We start from the raw sequence: 18,304 nt of genomic DNA on the forward strand, positions 1-18,304 counted from the left end.
GATTGTGTCAAAAAGATGAATCCTCCTAGAATCTTTTGGATTCTGCGTCGAATTCCCTATTTTGACTTTATCCGCTTAGCCCTTTGTATCTTACTACAATGGACGCTTATTGGGCATGCCTGCTTTTCTTGGGTATTTATTGGGGGTTTCTTTTTTCTTTTCTACAAGAGTGATAAAGCGTGGATCCCCGTTTGGCAATTCATACTGTAGATTGTCTTCAACCTTGCTAAAGAGCAGGTTGAGGGCATTTTTGGCTTCTTCCAACTCTTCTGGAGCATTGCTGGCCTTGAGAGCAAGAAGCCGTCCTCCTACTTTCAGGTAAGGGATGGTCAGTTCAGAGAGGACCTGCATGCGGGCAACAGCGCGGGCAGTTACGATATCAAATTGGGCACGAAAGGCCTTGTCTTGTGCAAAGTCTTCAGCTCGTCCATGGTAGAAATGAACCCCATTTAAGCCCAACTCTTCAGCCAGCAAGTGGAGAAAATTGATCCGCTTATTAAGGGAATCAATGATGGTCACATCCAGCTCAGGGAAAAGGATCTTCATGGGTAGGCTGGGAAAGCCAGCGCCAGCTCCGATATCCAGGAGACGGATGGGTTGGTTTTCGATCAGGCCCTGTAAAATGGGTGCGATCGAATCATAAAAATGCTTGAGATAGACTTCGTCTTTTTCGGTGATGGCGGTGAGATTAATCTTTTCATTCCATTCCACGAGGAGCTCAAAATAGCGTTCGTATTGCTCTTTTTGACGATCAGTTAATGGAAAGCCGAGGTCGGCTAAACGGACATAAAATTCTTCTGGTTTCATGCTTTTATTTTACCACAAAATAAGGGAAATTTGATATACTGGTAGAAAGAAATGAAAGGAATTCAATAAAATGATTTGGATTATTCTTGGGATCATTGTGGTCCTTGTGTTGATTGTAGTAGGAGTTTACAACGGTTTGGTGAAAAGCCGCATGCAGACTCGCGAAGCTTGGAGTCAAATTGATGTGCAATTGAAACGTCGGAATGACTTGATTCCAAACTTGATCGAAACCGTTAAAGGCTATGCCAAGTACGAAGGAGATACACTAGCAAAAGTGACTCAACTTCGCCAACAAGTAGCGCAAGCTTCTTCACCTGCAGAAGCAATGGCAGCCAGTGATGCTCTTTCACGCCAAGTAGCAGGCATCTTTGCGGTGGCTGAAAATTACCCAGACTTGAAAGCCAACACCAACTTCATGCAATTGCAAGAAGAATTGACCAACACAGAAAACAAAATTTCTTATGCTCGTCAATTGTACAATAGTGTCACAAGCAATTACAATGTCAAGTTGGAAACTTTCCCAACAAACGTGATTGCTGGAATGTTCGGCTTCAGACAAGCTGAATTTCTTCAAGTGCCTGAAGAAGAAAAAGCAGTACCAAAGGTGGACTTTAGCGGATTAGGAGACTAATATGCTCTTTGACCAAATTGCAAGCAATAAAAGGAGAACCTGGATTCTCCTTATTGCTTTTTTCATACTCTTAGCTCTTATCGGAGCAGCCGTTGGTTACCTCTGGTTAGGCTCCTCCTTTGGTGGCGTCATCCTAGCTTTGATTATTGGTGGAATCTATGCCTTTAGCATGGTTTTTCAATCCACCGAAGTTGTCATGCGGATGAATGGGGCGCGTGAGGTAACGGAAGAGCAAGCCCCTCAACTCTACCATATTGTACAAGATATGGCTATGGTAGCCCAGATCCCCATGCCTCGGGTCTATATTGTAGATGATCCTTCTATGAATGCATTTGCGACAGGGTCCAATCCTCAAAATGCTGCTGTTGCAGCAACGACAGGTCTTCTAGCTGTGATGAACCGTGAGGAATTGGAGGGAGTCATCGGACATGAAGTCAGCCACATTCGCAATTACGATATTCGCATCTCTACGATTGCAGTGGCCCTTGCCAGTGCCATCACCATGCTTTCTAGCATTGGTGGCCGGATGATGTGGTGGGGCGGTGGCCGTAGCCGGGACGATGATCGAGAAGGTAGCGGTGGTTTAGAAATTATTATTCTGATCCTTTCCTTGCTTGCCATCGTTTTAGCGCCATTAGCAGCGACCCTGGTCCAGTTAGCCATTTCTCGTCAACGGGAGTTCCTAGCAGACGCTTCAAGTGTCGAATTGACACGGAATCCTCAAGGGATGATCAATGCTTTGTTAAAACTAGACAATAGCGAACCCATGCAACGACATGTCGATGATGCGAGCAGTGCTCTTTTTATCAACGATCCAAAAAAAGAATCCGGATTGCAAAAACTCTTTTATACCCACCCACCCATTGCTGAGCGAGTGGCTCGCCTAAGAAAAATGTAAAAAATCCATCATTAGCAGGATTGAGAGTGTGGGAAAACTGTTTTTCTTTATAAATCTAATAAATTCTATACAAATAAAAGAAATTTATTCTTTAGAATTATTAACTCATCTATTGAAACTTTCCGCCGTGAGAAAAGTGCCTGAAGCTATTTAGTTTCAGGCACTCGGAATTATTGAGACCTTAGACTCAATAATTAGTCATGGAACTTCTTCGAAGTTCGCTGACGTCCGTCCTCACCTAAGGAAAGTTTTTAAGATGACTTTGTCCTCAAGCTCAATCCACCAAACGGTGGATTTTTTATTTGGTTGTTAAGAGGAGGGTAGTGAAACCAAGGATGGCAAAGATCCCCCAAGCTAGGGGAAGGCTCCAGATAGCTAGACTAGAAAAGAGAGCTGTTCCAAGTGGCATAGCAAAGCTGACCATCAGTCCCAAAAAGCTAGAGGTAGAAGCTAATTTTTCAGCGGGTAATTTGCTCATTAAAAGACTGGAAACTTTTGGATTGATTTTTGCTACAAGATAACCAAGGAAAGTGATGAGTAGAAGGGAAAGGAAATCCCAGTGCACCAGAATATTTGTGAGCCCAAGCATAGTCAGCCCACCTGTGATCCAAAGGAGGATATGGTGGAGCGATTGCTTGGAAAAATAGTCATGGGGTGTCAGGCTAGCCCAGACCATGCTTAAAATAGTCACTGCCTCTAAGATCAAGAGGGATTGGCTAAAGCTCAACTGAAAGAAGGGGGAGTGAAGCAGTTGTAAATTGTAGATACCTGAGATGGATCCCCCAAGGGCATTGATGAGAACCAATGAGAAGAGCAACTTGCCAAAGTGGTGAACCTCCTCATCTGAAAAAATACTTTTGGCGTTCTGGTACATCTCTTGGCATTCGTGTACCAAAGAATTCTTACTTTTGGGCTCAATGACGGGATCATGTGTCAGCTGCTTTTTTCTAATCAAGAGACAGGTAGAAGACAGGAGAAAAGTCACTGCATTGATCGAAGCGACCAGGGCAAAATTTTGATGGCTGATGGTTAGCAACCAAACTCCTAGAGCTTGTCCAGAAATCGAACAGACCATACTAAGTAGTTGGTTGAAGGAATAGGCTTCCATCAAATCCTCGTCGGGGATGTTCTTTTTCATGATGGGGAGTTGCAAGCCTCCGCGATAATCGCTCAAACAATCTGAAACAATGTTTAAAAAGCAAACAATCGAAAAGGCTAGGTAACCTGGAATCTTGGTCATGAGAGCAATAAGGATGAAGAGGATGGCTTGAAGATAGCCAATGCGGATCAACCAGTTAGCTTTTTTCTTCGTGCGGTCAGCCTTCATCCCGACAAAAATGGTAAAGAGGCTAGGAATAAATACAATGAGATTGGCAATGCCAACTGCTAGGCTCGGCTGTGGCATGCTGGCAGCAAAGACCACAAAGACCAGATTGTAGATGGCAGCACCCAGGGTATTCAAAAAGCGAGAAAGACTAAGTAAGGCAAAAATCTTATTACGGACTAAGAGTTTCATAAGCCTTCCTCCTTCACGTGATTAGTGGGTAGGACTTGTTTGATGGATCGAAAGATCTGTTTGAAGAGCTCCATTTTCTCATCTTCAGAGAGAGCTAGTTCCTGATCCTTCAGATAAATGCTGGTATGTGAGAGAAGAAAGCGGAGGAAGTAGCTTTTTAGTTTGGTTATCATGGGAAGAACCTTCTTTCTTTACTTGATAGTCCTATTGTAAACCTAAAAAGCAAGAAAAAAATAATGTTGCATATTTTCAACAAAAACTCACAGAGTAGATCTGTGAGTTTTTAGGATTTATTGATCAGTTCTTGCAGGCCCTGTTTGTAGTAGTTGGCACTGTCCTTACAATCCAGAATAGAGAGAACCTGGATGGCCTGTTCCATCTTTTCAAGACCGATTTCTTTTTCTCCCTTTCGATAGAGAAATTCTCCTTTGGCATAGAGATAAACCGTCCGATGGTAGGCTTCATTTTCAGAGTAAAAGTGGTCCTTGATCAACTGATCAAAATAGATCGCGTCTTCAAATTCATTCGAACTAGTGGCCAGAAAGAAGCCATTGAGAAAAATAGAGTTAAGGGCAGGACGAGAGGAATCTAGGAGAAGTTTGAAATCCTCCCGTTGAACCAACTCCTCTGTGTATTGTCGATAAAGCTGACTAGAGAAAAGAGGAGAGGTCAGAGAGAACAGGTTCAATTCAAAATTTCCCCAGATCATGACAGAGAAGAGATAATCATGGAGGAAATCCAGTTCCTCTTGGCTAGCGGTGAGCTCCACCTCAGGATAGAAGCCAAGCATTTGGGCCTTGAGAATAATGCTGGCTAAGAGGTCTTCTTTTTTGTGATGTTTCTGATAGGCTAGCTGGTAGTTTTGGTACAAGGCTTGATCGTGTTCCAAGCTCATGTTTTCATAGTGCTCTTTCAACAATTTGGGAATAAAAGAGTGCTGATCGATTCCAGCTAGATGAGAGAACTCACTGAGGCTGGTTTTGATCTGTTGCAAAGCCTGAAAAAACCGTTGGGTCGTCAGGTCATTTTCCCCTCTTTCAAATCGAGATAACATGGAGCGCGAAAATTCGCCACCCGTAGCTTCCTCTAAAGAGATGTGACGACTTTCACGTATTTGCCGAAAAACTGCTCCGATTTCTTTCATGAATTCTCCTCTATCTAACATTGCTCAATGCCCTAGCCAGTGACCCTCTTTTGTCCAAGAGATGGTGGGACCTTGTGTACAACACCAATTGGCCTAGTTACTGTATCTTTTTCATGATTATAACAAATTTTTGAGGAGACTTCTTGGTTGAGGGGCAGCTTCATGATATACTAGTAGTATCTAGAAGATTTGAGGACAAAAGAATGAACCTATTTACACAAGAAATCCGTAAAAATCCTGAAGGACTAGCTTTTGATCAAGAGTTGGATTTGCTCAAGGAATTGCAAAAGCGTAATCCAGAAATTCTTGATTTAAAGAATGTGACAGCGACAGGACGAGTAGCCTATGATACAGGCCTCTATATCTTGGATTACCAGTTGAGCTACACCATCGTTTTGGCATCTAGCCGAAGCATGGAGCCTGTCGAGCTTCAAGAGAGCTATCCTGTAACAGAGGTGTTTGCGGAGGATGTACAGTCTGACGCAGACATCGAGGCCCTAGAGGAAGACTTGATCCTTCCAATCGAAGGTGGGAAGATTGACCTGAGTGAGAGTGTAGCGGATAATATCCTGCTCAATATTCCCCTCAAGGTTCTTACTCCAGAAGAAGAGGCTGGACAAGGTTTTATCGAAGGCAATGATTGGAAAATCCTATCCGAAGAAGAATACCAAGCCGCTCAAGCGATTAAGAAAGAAGAAAACAGTCCTTTCGCTGGTCTAAATGGCTTGTTTGACGAAGAATAAGCTAGAGATTGCATTTGATAAATTTAGACATAAATACAGGTCTTTTCTTTGAGGAAAGGCCTTCTTTTGATATACTAGGATTAATAAACAACAGAGGGGAGACCTCTAAAAAAGGAGAAAAAGTATGGATACTTTATTTATTCCAGGTTGGTTGATTACTTTTGTAATCGTAGCCATTCTTGTATTGATCTTATTGGTCAAAGGGTATGTCAACGCTAAACCCAACGAAGTCGTGGTCATTACCGGTCTTCGGAAGCAACGTCACTTGCGTGGGAAAGCAGGCTTTATGATTCCCTTTGTCGAACAACGCTCTTATCTTGATATTGAGCAATTCTCGACAGATGTTCGGACGTCAGAAGCAGTCCCAACACTGGACTTCATTAACGTCCGTGCCGATGCAGCTGTTAAATTAAAAATCGGTACAACCGATGAAATGATTGCCCGGGCTGCAGAAAACTTCTTGAACTGGAATACGACAGATATTTCCAATTCTGTCCAAGATGTCTTGGAAGGAAACTTGCGGGAAGTGATCGGTCAGATGGAGCTCCGTAAGATGGTCAATGACCGTCAAGAGTTTGCCTCAAAAGTGCAAGACAACGTAGCGCCAGACTTGGCTAAAATGGGTCTAGAAGTCATCGCCTTTACGGTTCAATCCTTCTCTGATGAAGGGGGAGTCATCGATAACCTCGGGATTGAAAATGTTGAAACCATTAAGAAAGATGCCTTGATTGCCAAAGCCAAAGCAGAACGCGAACGCAAGGAAGTTGAAGCAGAACAAGATAAATTGGCCAACGACAAACGCGTCGCAGCCGATCTTGAAATTGCGCAAAAACAAAACGAATTAAAACTCAAACAAGCAGCCCTCAAGCAAGAAGCAGATATTGCCCAAGCAAAAGCGGATGCCGCTAAAGGGATTGAGGCAGAGGTGCAACGTCGTGAACAAGAGCGCGTGGCAGCCGAAGCTAATATCATGAAACAGGAAAAAGAAGCGGAAGTCAAAGAGCGCGAAGTTAAGGTTCGTGAGCAAGAATTGGATGCCAACATCCGCAAACAAGCTGAAGCTGAAAAATATGCGCGTCAACAAGCTGCAGAAGCAGAATTGATTGAACGCCAACGCAAGGCGGAAGCAGAACTCTTCGAAACACAAAAAGAAGCCGAAGCTCGAAAAGCCCAAGCCGAAGCTGAGAAATTTGCCCAATTGCAAGAGGCCGAAGCTATTGAGGCTAAAGGTCGTGCCGAGGCTGAAGCCATTCGCTTGAAACTGGAAGCTGAAGCCAAAGGTTTGGACCAAAAGGCCGAAGCGATGAAGAAAATGCAAGAAGCAGCCATTACTGAAATGGTCGTTGACAAGTTGCCTGAAATTGCGCGTGCTGTCGCTGAACCATTAACCAAGGTGGATAAGATCACCATGTACGGGGAAGGCAATGCTTCTAAGATGGTGGGCGATATTATGCAAAGTATCGACCAAGTCTCTCAAGGAGCTGGATTTGATATTCGTCAATTGCTAGCAGGAGCTCTTGGGGTCAATATGACGGTCAATAAACTCAAAGAAGGAGAACAACCGGTCATTGAAGCAGAGGAGTTAGCTTCTAAAGAAGATTAATACCATTCTTAAGAAAGTGTCTGAGAACTGTTTCTCGGGCACTTTTATTTTGAAGATCAAATGATTTGCAGGAGCTTCTCCTTCTTGGAGAAGGCGGGAAGCTATTTTCTGCTTTCTTTTGAGGAGGAAAAATGGTAGAATAAATGCAAACTATAAAGAGGAGTGTCACATGACTAAAGCAAACTTTGGTGTTGTTGGTATGGCCGTAATGGGTCGTAACCTTGCCCTTAATATCGAATCTCGTGGCTACACAGTTGCCATTTTTAACCGTAGTAAAGAAAAAACAGAAGATGTGATTGCTTGCCATCCTGATAAAAACTTTGTGCCAAGCTATGATATCGAAAGCTTCGTAAACTCAATCGAAAAACCACGTCGTATCATGCTCATGGTTCAAGCAGGACCTGGTACAGACGCAACTATCCAAGCACTTCTTCCACATTTGGATAAAGGTGATATTTTGATCGACGGAGGAAACACTTTCTATAAAGATACCATCCGTCGTAATGAAGAGTTGGCGAACTCAGGGATCAACTTTATCGGTACAGGTGTATCTGGTGGTGAAAAAGGTGCCCTTGAAGGTCCTTCTATCATGCCTGGTGGACAAAAAGAAGCATATGACTTGGTAGCTGACGTTCTTGAAGAAATCTCTGCAAAAGCGCCTGAAGATGGAAAACCATGTGTGACTTACATCGGTCCTGATGGAGCTGGTCACTACGTGAAAATGGTCCACAATGGGATTGAGTACGGTGATATGCAATTGATCGCAGAAAGCTATGACCTCATGCAACACTTGCTTGGTCTTTCTGCAGAAGACATGGCTGAAATCTTCACTGAATGGAACAAGGGTGAATTGGACAGCTACTTGATCGAAATCACTGCTGATATCTTGAAACGCAAAGACGACGAAGGTCAAGATGGACCAATCGTAGACTACATCTTGGACGCTGCAGGCAACAAAGGAACTGGTAAATGGACGAGCCAATCAGCGCTTGACCTTGGTGTACCATTGTCACTCATCACTGAGTCAGTATTTGCTCGTTACATCTCTGCCTACAAAGAAGAACGTGTACACGCTAGCAAGGTTCTTCCAAAACCAGCTGCCTTCAAATTTGAAGGAGACAAGGCTGAGTTGATCGAAAAAATTCGTCAAGCCCTTTACTTCTCAAAAATCATCTCTTACGCACAAGGTTTTGCGCAATTGCGTGTTGCTTCTAAAGAAAACAACTGGAACTTACCATTTGCGGACATCGCATCTATCTGGCGCGATGGATGTATCATCCGTTCTCGTTTCTTGCAAAAGATCACAGATGCTTACAACCGCGATGCAGATCTTGCTAACCTTCTATTGGATGAGTACTTCTTGGATGTCACTGCTAAGTACCAACAATCAGTTCGTGACATTGTAGCTCTTGCTGTTCAAGCAGGTGTACCTGTACCAACCTTCTCAGCAGCCATCACTTACTTCGATAGCTACCGTTCAGCGGATCTTCCAGCAAACTTGATCCAAGCACAACGTGACTACTTTGGTGCTCACACTTACCAACGTAAAGACAAAGAAGGTACCTTCCACTATTCTTGGTACGACGAAAAATAATCTTGCTCTATGGTCAAACGAGTTCTACTAGTAGAAAATGAGAAGCAAATCGCTCGTTTCATTGATTTGGAACTTCAAAAAGAGGGGTATCAAGTTGATGTGGTCGAGGATGGAAAAGCGGGTCTGTCCTTGATTGCTGCGACCAAATATGATCTGATCTTGTTTAATTACGATTTGTCAGATATGTCTGGTGAAACATTCGCAGAGGAAATCAGTCGGATTCGCCCAGCTTCTGTTTTGATTGTTTTGGATAGCCGCGAAAAAATTGCTGAGCACAAAGAGAGTATTCAGCGCTTTGCCGTTTCCTATATGGTCAAACCCTTTATTATCAGCGATTTGGTAGATAAGATCACAGCCATTTTTAGAGGACGTGATTATATTGACCAACATTGTAGCCAGATGAAAATCCCAACATCATACCGCAATTTGCGCATTGATGTGGAACACCATACCGTCTATCGTGGGAAAGACATGATTAGTTTGACCCGCAGGGAGTATGATCTCTTAGCGACTCTGATGGGAAGCAAAGGGGTGGTGACACGAGATCAGTTGTTGGAAAGTGTCTGGAAGTACGAGAGTACAGGTGAGACTAATATTGTGGACGTCTATATCCGTTATCTCCGTGGGAAAATTGATCTACCCGGTCAAAAAAGCTATATTAAGACCGTTCGTGGGATTGGCTATGCCATGCAAGACGCATTAGAATAAAATATTCGAACCCTTAGAGGGTTCGAATATTTTTATACTTCAAGGGAAACGTTTGCGTTCGGGAAGGATGGGTTTTAAAAAGGATTTGGCTTAAAAAAGATAAAAAAAGATAAAATTTGGAGAAAAAAATGAATGTAAGGCTTTACAAATTTTTAAAATATGGTATACTAGAAACAAATTAAGCGCAAACGTTTTCTTAAAACAAAGCCTTAAACAATATAAGGAGGTTGAATGATGAACAAAGGATCATTCAAAAGTTTATTTAGCTTTGAATTCTGGCAGAAGTTCGGTAAGGCCTTGATGGTCGTTATCGCTGTCATGCCAGCGGCTGGGTTGATGATTTCAATCGGGAAATCTATCCCTATGATCAACCCGAATTTATCTCCACTTGTTATTACAGGTGGAATTCTCGAACAAATCGGTTGGGGGGTTATCGGAAACCTTCACATCCTCTTTGCCCTTGCTATCGGTGGTAGCTGGGCCAAAGAACGTGCAGGGGGTGCCTTTGCAGCTGGTCTTTCTTTCATCTTGATTAACCGTATTACCGGTGCAGTTTTCGGAGTGACATCTGCAATGTTAGCTGATAAGGCTGCTACGGTTCACACAATCTTCGGTGGATCAATTAAAGTTGCGGACTACTTTATCAGTGTTCTTGAAGCTCCAGCTCTTAATATGGGGGTATTTGTAGGGATTATCTCAGGTTTCGTTGGAGCAACTGCCTTCAATAAATACTACAACTACCGTAAACTCCCAGAAGCCCTTTCTTTCTTCAACGGGAAACGCTTTGTACCATTCGTTGTTATCGTTCGTTCAGCTCTAACAGCCTTGGTTCTGTCAGCCTTGTGGCCAGTAGTTCAATCAGGAATTAATGGATTTGGTGTTTGGATCGCCAACTCACAATCAACAGCTCCAGTATTGGCACCATTCTTGTTTGGTACCTTGGAACGTCTTCTCTTGCCATTTGGTCTTCACCACATGTTGACCATTCCAATCAACTATACTCAATTGGGTGGTAGCTACCAAGTTCTTACAGGTGCTGCCAAAGGAACAACTGTATTTGGACAAGATCCACTTTGGTTGGCTTGGGTAACAGACCTTGTCAACTTGAAGAAAGCAGATCCTAGTCAGTATCAACACTTGCTTAAAGCATACGTACCAGCTCGTTTCAAAGTTGGTCAAATGATCGGATCTTTCGGTATCTTGATGGGAATCGTGGTGGCTATCTACCGCAATGTGGACCCAGATAAAAAAGAAAAATACAAAGGAATGCTTGTTGCGACTGCTCTTGCAACCTTCTTGACAGGTGTTACAGAACCAATTGAATACATGTTCATGTTCATTGCAACACCATTGTACTTGATCTACGCCTTTGTTCAAGGTGCTGCCTTTGCAATGGCTGACTTGGTTCACCTTCGTGTTCACTCATTCGGTTCAATCGAGTTCTTGACACGTACACCAATGGCCATCAACGCTGGTTTGGCACTAGATATCTTTAACTTTGTATGGGTAACAGTCCTCTTTGGATTTATCATGTACTTCATTGCTAACTTCATGATTAAGAAATTCAATTATGCGACTCCAGGACGTAACGGTAACTATGAACAAAATGATGATGCCCCTGCAGGAGATGGTGCAGCAGCAGGTGCTGCTACAAGCTCAGCAAGCTCACAAGTCATTAACATTATCAACCTTCTTGGTGGACGTGCTAACATCGTCGACGTTGACGCATGTATGACTCGTCTTCGTGTAACCGTTAAGGACGCTGAAAAAGTCGGAACAGAAGAACAATGGAAAGCTGAAGGCGCTATGGGTCTTGTCATGAAAGGACAAGGGGTCCAAGCGATCTACGGACCTAAAGCTGACGTATTGAAATCTGATATCCAAGACGTTCTTGATTCAGGTGAAGTCATTCCTGAAACACTTCCTAGCCAAATGACAGCAGTTCAAAAGGCTGAAGCAACCTTTAAAGGGGTAACTGATGAAGTTCACTCTGTTGCAGATGGTGAAGTGATCAACATCGAAGATGTGAAAGATCCTGTATTCTCACAAAAAATGATGGGAGACGGATTTGCAGTTGAGCCTGAAAATGGCCACATCGTTTCACCAGTTGCTGGTAAAGTTACTAGTGTCTTCCCAACCAAACATGCCCTTGGTTTGGTAACAGATAATGGTTTGGAAGTCTTGGTTCACATTGGTCTAGATACTGTTAGTCTTGAAGGAAAACCATTTGAGGTTAAAGTTTCTGAAGGTCAAACAGTGGCTGCTGGAGACCTCTTGGTAGAAGCAGACCTTGATGCGATCCGTGCAGCTGGTCGTGAAACTTCAACAATTGTTGTCTTCACAAATGCAGATGCGATTAAATCAGTTAAGGTCGAACATACTGGTAAATTGGCTGCAAATACGCCTGTTGCAACAGTAGAATTATAAGAGATGTCGGCAAAGAAAACGAGGTTGGGGCAGTGTACCCGGCCTCTTGCCGTTTCTTGATTTGAAAAGAAGGAGAAATCAGGGGATGAAATTTTTAACATTAAATTCCCATAGTTGGATGGAAGAGAATGCCCAGCAAAAATTTGAGACCCTCAAGGAGCAAATTTTAGAAGCACAATATGATGTGATCTGTTTCCAAGAGGTCAATCAAGAAATGGCCTCAGAAGCAGTTAAAACGGATGAGTATTATCAAGCTTTGCCATCAGCTGTAGCCATTCACAAGGATCACTTTGTTCGCGTATTGGTTGAGGAGTTGGCTGCTCAAGGTCTTCACTATTACTGGACTTGGGCCTACAACCATATTGGCTATGATCACCTCAATGAGGGTGTGGCCGTTCTTTCGCGTCAACCCTTGAAGGCGGATGAGATTTTGGTATCCAATATGGATGATCCAACGGACTACCATACCCGCCGAGTAGCTGTTGCCCATACAAGTGTAGATGGCAAAGAGATTGCTGTTGCCAGCGTCCATCTTTCTTGGTGGGACAAAGGTTTCCAATTTGAGTGGCCACGCATTGAGAACTACTTCAGCCAAGTAGGCAAACCTTTTATTCTAGCTGGTGATTTCAATAATCCTGCTGGTCAAGAAGGGTATGAAACGATTCTATCCAGTTCGCTAAAACTTCAAGATAGTTTTATCGAAGCCAAAGAAACAAAGGGGACTTATACTGTAGGTCCTGGAATCGATGGCTGGACGGATAATCAAGTTCCATTGCGAATCGATTACGTCTTTGCAAGTCCAGAATGGGACATCCAGCGTCTACATGTCATTTTTGATGATCAAAACAAACCCCATGTCAGTGATCACTATGGCTTAGAAGCTGAATTATCACTTTAATATAAATGGAGAGTCGAAAGGAAAACGATTTTATTCAATCGTCCTTCGACTCTTTTTTATGGATCAATGAGGAGCAACCATAGGGGATTCTCCTGTTCTTCTGCTTTCTTTACGATTCAATTTATGGTAAAATGAAGTGTTAAAACAGTTTAAGGAGGTAGCAAATGCGTTGTCCAAAATGTGGTGGAAGTAAGTCTAGTGTGGTGGATAGTCGACAAGCTGAAGATGGGAACACCATCCGTCGTCGCAGGGAATGCGAAGAATGCCATTATCGCTTTACTACCTACGAACGAGTGGAAGAGCGGACCCTAGTGGTTGTCAAAAAGGATGGGACACGCGAGCAATTTTCTCGTGATAAAATCTTTAATGGTATTATCCGCTCAGCTCAAAAACGGCCTGTTTCTAGTGATGAAATCGAAGAAATTGTGAATCGGATCGAGCAAAAGGTTCGCAGCCAAAGTGATAATGAAATCAACAGTGAGTATATTGGTTCGTTGGTCATGGATGAGTTAGCAGATTTAGATGAGATCACCTATGTCCGTTTTGCTAGTGTTTACCGGAGTTTCAAGGATGTCGGTGAGTTAGAAACCCTCTTGAAACAAATTACGAAGGGAACCAAGAAGAAAAAGGAAAAATAGATGAAGCCCAATACGCCTTTCGCATTTTTAAAAAATAATCTTCTTCCACCGGCAGGGGCTGCATTGGAGCAGTATTACCTGCCTATTTTGGAGATGGAAACGGTAACGGTTTATCGTTATCTGCTGGCCTCTTATGATCAGGATGAAAAACAATATTTACTGGCTCAAATCCTCAATCATTTGAATATAGGATTTCCACAGTTGCTACTGGCTTTTGACCGGTTAATTGCCATGGGGTTGATCGATCTCTATGAGGAAGAAGTTGGGATCACCATTCAGTTACATGCTCCTCTTGAGGCAGGAGAATTTTTTTCGAATGCTGTTTTCAAACGCTTGCTTGAAAAAAAGATTGGGGAAAAGGCCGTGGAAGATCTGCTCCCAGTACGCTCTTTAGGGACTAGACGGCAAGTTTCCTTCTCGCAAGTCTTTGGAATAGATGCTGGGGAGACGACCGTTCTTCCAAGTAAGAAACAGCAGTTCGATATGGAGATGTTTAAGCGAATGATGGTGCGTGATGGACTTCGTTTTGCGGATGAAGGAGAAGCAACCCTAGCTCTCTTTGCCATCGCAGAAGAGCAACAATGGACCTGGTATGAAACCTATCTCCTAGCAAAAGAAACGGCTGTAGACCGGATTGTCTCTCCAAAGAGAATGAAGCAAAAGTTGGCTCAGGCCAACCAAGAGCAACCCCGCATGTCCTATAGCCGTCAGGAAGAAACCATTCTGAGAGAAGCTAAGGCAAAATCCAGCCTACAATTTCTAGCGGAGATTAAGAAGGCACGCAATGCGACCATTACGCAGAGCGAACGCAAGACTTTATCCAAGTTAGCTGATCTAGGCTTACTAGATGAGGTGATCAATATTATCTTATTGTTGACCTTTAACAAGACCCAGTCTGCTAATCTCAATGAAAAGTATGCTTTGAAGGTAGGAAATGATTTTTCTTATCAAGGGGTCAACAGTGCAGAACTAGCGATTTTAAAAGTTCGAGAACGCCAGGAACAAGCTAAGGCTCAAGGAAACAAGGGGACGAGTCCTACATCAGCCAAGGGCAAGAACAGCAATGTTCCCAAGTGGAGCCAACCAAACTATCAAAATCAAACCAGTCAAGCAGAAAAGGTGGATCTTGCTAAAGAGAAACAACGCCTGTTAGAAAAACTGAATCAAGGAGGTGAGTAGATGGAAAGTGTAGGTCAAACTATGTCTCACATGAACCGTGCGCATCAATTTAACTATGAGGATTTGGTCGCACAGATCTTGGCAGACCAAGAAGTTGCTGCCTTTATCAAGGACCAGTCTTTGTCTGAACAAGAAATTCGACGGAGTATTTCAAAATTTAATCAATACATTAGTGAACGCAACCGTTTCTTATTGGGAGATCCGGATTATATTGCCAAAGGTTATAAGCCCATCCTCACCATGAATGAAGGCTATGCAGATGTCGCTTATGAGGAAACGCCAGAGTTAATCGAAGCCCAAAAACGAGCTGCGATCAACCAACGTCTCAACTTGATCAATCTCCCTTCAACCTTGAAAGAAGCGAGTCTAGCCAAGGTAGAGCTCGATGATAAGGGGCGATTTGAGGCCTTTGAGGAATTAGCCAATTTTGTGGCCAACTATCCAGAATATCAAAAGGGGATCTACCTCTATGGTGATTTTGGAGTAGGAAAGAGCTACATGATGGCAGCCTTGGCTCATGATTTATCCGAAAAACGCCAGGCCTCTACTACCCTACTTCATTTTCCAAGTTTTGCGATCGATGTTAAAAATGCCATCAGTTCAGGCCTGGTCAAAGAAACCGTCGATCAGGTGAAAAAAGCCGAAATTTTAATTCTCGATGATATCGGTGCGGAACAGATGTCAGCCTGGGTGCGAGATGAAATCTTACAAGTGATTTTGCAGCACCGAATGCAGGAAAATCTCCCAACCTTCTTTACTTCTAACTTTAATTTTGAAGAGTTGGAACGTCATTTTGCAGCTTCGCGCAATGGGGATGAAACCTGGCAGGCCAAACGGGTCATGGAGCGCGTGAAATTTTTAGCCAAGGAAATCCATCTGGAAGGAGTCAATCGCCGATGAATGAAACCATCCGTTTAATGAAATCTCATTTTTCTGTTCGCCGTTTTAAGAAAGAAGCCATCAAAGAAGCTGACCTCAAGGAAATTTTATCAGCTGGGCAGATGGCATCAAGTTGGAAAAATTTTCAGTCTTATTCTGTGATTGTGGTCAAAAGCAAGGAAAAGAAAGAAGCCCTCTACGACTTGCTTCCTCAAGAAGCGATTCGCCAATCAGCCGTCTTTCTCCTCTTTGTTGGGGATTTAAACCGTGCTGGAAAAGCTGTCAAACTTCATGAGCAGGATTTCCATCCTGAAGGGGTGGACAACTTACTGATCACCTCAGTGGATGCGGCTCTAGCAGCTCAAAATACACTATTGGCAGCTGAAAGTCTCGGCTATGGTGGAGTCATTATCGGCATGTTGCGCTATTGTTCAGAGGAAGTCGCAGAACTCTTCCGTCTGCCAGACTATACCTACCCTGTTTTTGGGATTGCTCTCGGAGTACCTAACCAGCAACATGCAGTGAAACCACGTTTGCCATTGGAGCAGGTTGTTTTTGAAGAAGTATACCAAGAACAAGACCTATCAGTTGTGACTACCTATGACAAGGTTCAGGCAGATTATGCTGGAGCGCGTGCAACAGATAGCTGGAGCGAGCGCCTTGCAGCTCAATTTGGTCAACCTGAACAAGAAGAGACCAAAAAACTACTAGAAAAACACAAACTATTATGAAATGAAGAGAGGCGTTCTTGAACCGAAGTTATGCCTTTCATTAGAAAAGAGGAAATCATGGCCCTACCAACTATTGCGATTGTAGGCCGTCCCAATGTCGGAAAATCTACACTCTTTAACCGGATTGCCGGTGAGCGGATTTCCATCGTTGAGGATGTAGAAGGAGTTACTCGTGACCGCATTTATGCAACAGCTGAGTGGTTAAATCGAAAATTTAGTATCATTGATACAGGGGGAATTGATGACGTAGATGCTCCATTTATGGAGCAAATCAAGCATCAGGCAGAAATTGCCATGGACGAAGCAGATGTGATCGTCTTTGTCGTTTCTGGGAAAGAAGGGATCACGGACGCTGATGAATATGTCACTCGTATCTTGTATAAGACCCATAAACCGGTCATTCTTGCAGTCAACAAGGTGGATAACCCAGAGATGCGCAATGATATCTATGACTTTTATGCCTTAGGACTGGGTGAGCCACTACCGGTCTCTTCTGTCCACGGGATCGGAACTGGGGATGTGCTCGATGCCATCATTGAAAATCTCCCGAATGAAACAGAAGAAGAAAATCCAGATATCATTAAATTTAGCTTGATTGGTCGTCCAAATGTTGGAAAATCAAGCTTGATCAATGCGATCCTTGGAGAAGACCGAGTTATCGCAAGCCCTGTTGCTGGAACTACACGGGATGCCATCGATACCCATTTTACCGATGCAGATGGCCAAGAATTTACCATGATCGATACAGCTGGTATGCGTAAATCTGGTAAAATCTATGAAAACACTGAGAAATATTCTGTCATGCGTGCCATGCGTGCCATCGACCGTTCAGATGTGGTTTTGATGGTCATTAATGCCGAAGAAGGGATTCGGGAGTATGACAAGCGGATCGCTGGCTTTGCTCACGAAGCTGGTAAAGGTATGATCATTGTTGTCAACAAATGGGATACCATTGAAAAAGACAACCATACCATGAAGCAGTGGGAAGATGACATTCGCGATCAATTCCAATACCTTTCTTATGCGCCGATTGTTTTTGTCTCTGCCTTAACCAAACAACGCTTGCACAAGTTGCCAGAGATGATCAAACAGATCAGTGAGAGTCAAAATACACGGATTCCTTCAGCTGTCTTGAACGATGTGATTATGGATGCCATTGCCATTAATCCAACGCCGACCGACAAAGGAAAACGCCTCAAGATCTTCTATGCGACACAAGTGGCAACCAAGCCGCCAACTTTTGTGGTCTTTGTTAACGAAGAAGAACTGATGCACTTCTCATACCTCCGTTTCTTGGAGAACCAAATTCGCAAGGCCTTTGTTTTTGAAGGAACTCCAATCCATTTGATTGCGCGGAAACGGAAGTAGGGAATATGCGAAAAATAACTGTTTTGATGAAATTTTTGCTTACCAGCCTCATCATTGTTTTCTTAACAGCCTGTCAATCAACACGTTAAGAAAAGTATCAGGGATCTTATGGAAATGGTGATGAGACGACTATTCTAACTGTAAAAAACAATGAGATCCTTAAGACGGAGTTCTGGAAAGAACTGCCCGATATTGATGCTTCTGATTCATTGGAATTTAACTCAGCGAAGGATAGTTTGCTTGAAAATTATGGTCATATCAAGGGAATGGACTATACTGTTGAAAAGTCCAAGTCAGGCCATTTGCAGATCCATATAGTGACAGATTTTTCAAAATTGGACCTAAAAACTTGGAACAAAGCTTTTAAGTCGAATAATAAATTGAAGGACTTAACTGACTATATTAAAACGAAAAAAATGTTAGAAGAAAACGGGATGGTCAAGGTTCGATAAAGTTCGAGCATGATTGAAAAATAAGTAAAAAGGACTCTTTGTCAACTGCAAGAGTGTACTGACCCCAAAAAGTTAGACAAATAATTTA

17 protein-coding genes are annotated in these 18,304 nt (G+C 43.1%); 14 read left to right on the forward strand and 3 right to left on the reverse strand.

Translation table 11 applies throughout. From position 1 onward, the window contains the following. Window positions 1-93: 93 nt before the first annotated feature. Window positions 94-807: a 16S rRNA (guanine(527)-N(7))-methyltransferase RsmG gene (gene rsmG, locus HMPREF2704_RS03415; RefSeq protein WP_070845681.1), complete on the reverse strand. Its 714-nt coding sequence runs from the start codon at window positions 805-807 to the stop codon at window positions 94-96. A gap of 70 nt (window positions 808-877) precedes the next feature. Here rsmG and HMPREF2704_RS03420 point away from each other — a divergent pair, with 70 nt between their 5' ends. Then, window positions 878-1,438 (forward strand): LemA family protein, encoded by a 561-nt coding sequence (locus HMPREF2704_RS03420; protein ID WP_023918932.1) that lies wholly within the window; start codon window positions 878-880, stop codon window positions 1,436-1,438. Window position 1,439: 1 nt separating this feature from the next. Further along, window positions 1,440-2,336, forward strand: a complete 897-nt coding sequence (htpX, locus tag HMPREF2704_RS03425) for a zinc metalloprotease HtpX (protein WP_070845683.1) — start codon at window positions 1,440-1,442, stop codon at window positions 2,334-2,336. 298 nt (window positions 2,337-2,634) lie between these two features. Here htpX and HMPREF2704_RS03430 read toward each other — a convergent pair whose 3' ends face one another. Together HMPREF2704_RS03430 and HMPREF2704_RS03435 are read right to left on the reverse strand one after the other, a co-directional pair. After that, window positions 2,635-3,852 carry an MFS transporter gene (locus tag HMPREF2704_RS03430; RefSeq protein ID WP_070845685.1) on the reverse strand — a complete coding sequence of 406 codons (1,218 nt, stop codon included), beginning with the start codon at window positions 3,850-3,852 and terminating at the stop codon, window positions 2,635-2,637. A gap of 283 nt (window positions 3,853-4,135) precedes the next feature. Then, window positions 4,136-4,996, reverse strand: coding sequence for a helix-turn-helix domain-containing protein (locus HMPREF2704_RS03435; RefSeq protein ID WP_070845687.1), 861 nt, complete (start codon window positions 4,994-4,996; stop codon window positions 4,136-4,138). Between the two features lie 203 nt (window positions 4,997-5,199). Between HMPREF2704_RS03435 and HMPREF2704_RS03440 the strand changes: the two genes are divergently transcribed. From HMPREF2704_RS03440 to HMPREF2704_RS03495, 12 genes are all read left to right on the forward strand, one after another. Continuing rightward, complete coding sequence (locus HMPREF2704_RS03440) at window positions 5,200-5,739, forward strand: YceD family protein (RefSeq protein ID WP_003017358.1); 540 nt, start codon at window positions 5,200-5,202, stop codon at window positions 5,737-5,739. 124 nt (window positions 5,740-5,863) lie between these two features. After that, the gene (locus HMPREF2704_RS03445) at window positions 5,864-7,342 is read left to right on the forward strand and encodes a flotillin family protein (protein ID WP_003017392.1); all 1,479 of its coding nucleotides are present in this window, start codon (window positions 5,864-5,866) and stop codon (window positions 7,340-7,342) included. Between the two features lie 169 nt (window positions 7,343-7,511). Continuing rightward, window positions 7,512-8,936 carry an NADP-dependent phosphogluconate dehydrogenase gene (gndA, locus tag HMPREF2704_RS03450; RefSeq protein ID WP_003008422.1) on the forward strand — a complete coding sequence of 475 codons (1,425 nt, stop codon included), beginning with the start codon at window positions 7,512-7,514 and terminating at the stop codon, window positions 8,934-8,936. A gap of 9 nt (window positions 8,937-8,945) precedes the next feature. Continuing rightward, window positions 8,946-9,644, forward strand: a complete 699-nt coding sequence (locus HMPREF2704_RS03455) for a response regulator transcription factor (RefSeq protein ID WP_070845689.1) — start codon at window positions 8,946-8,948, stop codon at window positions 9,642-9,644. A 234-nt stretch (window positions 9,645-9,878) separates the two neighbouring features. After that, entirely contained in the window at window positions 9,879-12,071 is a 2,193-nt protein-coding gene (locus HMPREF2704_RS03460) for a PTS transporter subunit IIBC (RefSeq protein ID WP_070845699.1), read from the forward strand. Between the two features lie 85 nt (window positions 12,072-12,156). Continuing rightward, entirely contained in the window at window positions 12,157-12,969 is an 813-nt protein-coding gene (locus tag HMPREF2704_RS03465) for an endonuclease/exonuclease/phosphatase family protein (RefSeq protein WP_070845691.1), read from the forward strand. A gap of 164 nt (window positions 12,970-13,133) precedes the next feature. After that, window positions 13,134-13,607 carry a transcriptional regulator NrdR gene (gene nrdR / locus HMPREF2704_RS03470; RefSeq protein ID WP_003005476.1) on the forward strand — a complete coding sequence of 158 codons (474 nt, stop codon included), beginning with the start codon at window positions 13,134-13,136 and terminating at the stop codon, window positions 13,605-13,607. After that, on the forward strand, window positions 13,608-14,786 hold the full coding sequence (locus HMPREF2704_RS03475) for a replication initiation and membrane attachment family protein (RefSeq protein WP_070845693.1): 1,179 nt from the start codon (window positions 13,608-13,610) through the stop codon (window positions 14,784-14,786). Beyond that, window positions 14,787-15,686 (forward strand): primosomal protein DnaI, encoded by a 900-nt coding sequence (gene dnaI / locus HMPREF2704_RS03480; protein WP_070845695.1) that lies wholly within the window; start codon window positions 14,787-14,789, stop codon window positions 15,684-15,686. Further along, entirely contained in the window at window positions 15,683-16,396 is a 714-nt protein-coding gene (locus HMPREF2704_RS03485) for a nitroreductase family protein (protein WP_070845696.1), read from the forward strand. The genes dnaI and HMPREF2704_RS03485 overlap by 4 nt, the downstream gene beginning before the upstream one ends. Before the next feature lie 57 nt (window positions 16,397-16,453). Beyond that, window positions 16,454-17,764 (forward strand): ribosome biogenesis GTPase Der, encoded by a 1,311-nt coding sequence (gene der / locus HMPREF2704_RS03490; protein WP_003005632.1) that lies wholly within the window; start codon window positions 16,454-16,456, stop codon window positions 17,762-17,764. A 236-nt stretch (window positions 17,765-18,000) separates the two neighbouring features. Next, the gene (locus HMPREF2704_RS03495; RefSeq protein WP_239682712.1) at window positions 18,001-18,216 is read left to right on the forward strand and encodes a YehR family protein; all 216 of its coding nucleotides are present in this window, start codon (window positions 18,001-18,003) and stop codon (window positions 18,214-18,216) included. The last annotated feature ends 88 nt before the right edge of the window (window positions 18,217-18,304 follow it).

Origin of the sequence: Streptococcus sp. HMSC076C09, assembly GCF_001837905.1 — a bacterium.
Classification (GTDB): Bacteria; Bacillota; Bacilli; order Lactobacillales; family Streptococcaceae; genus Streptococcus; species Streptococcus parasanguinis_I.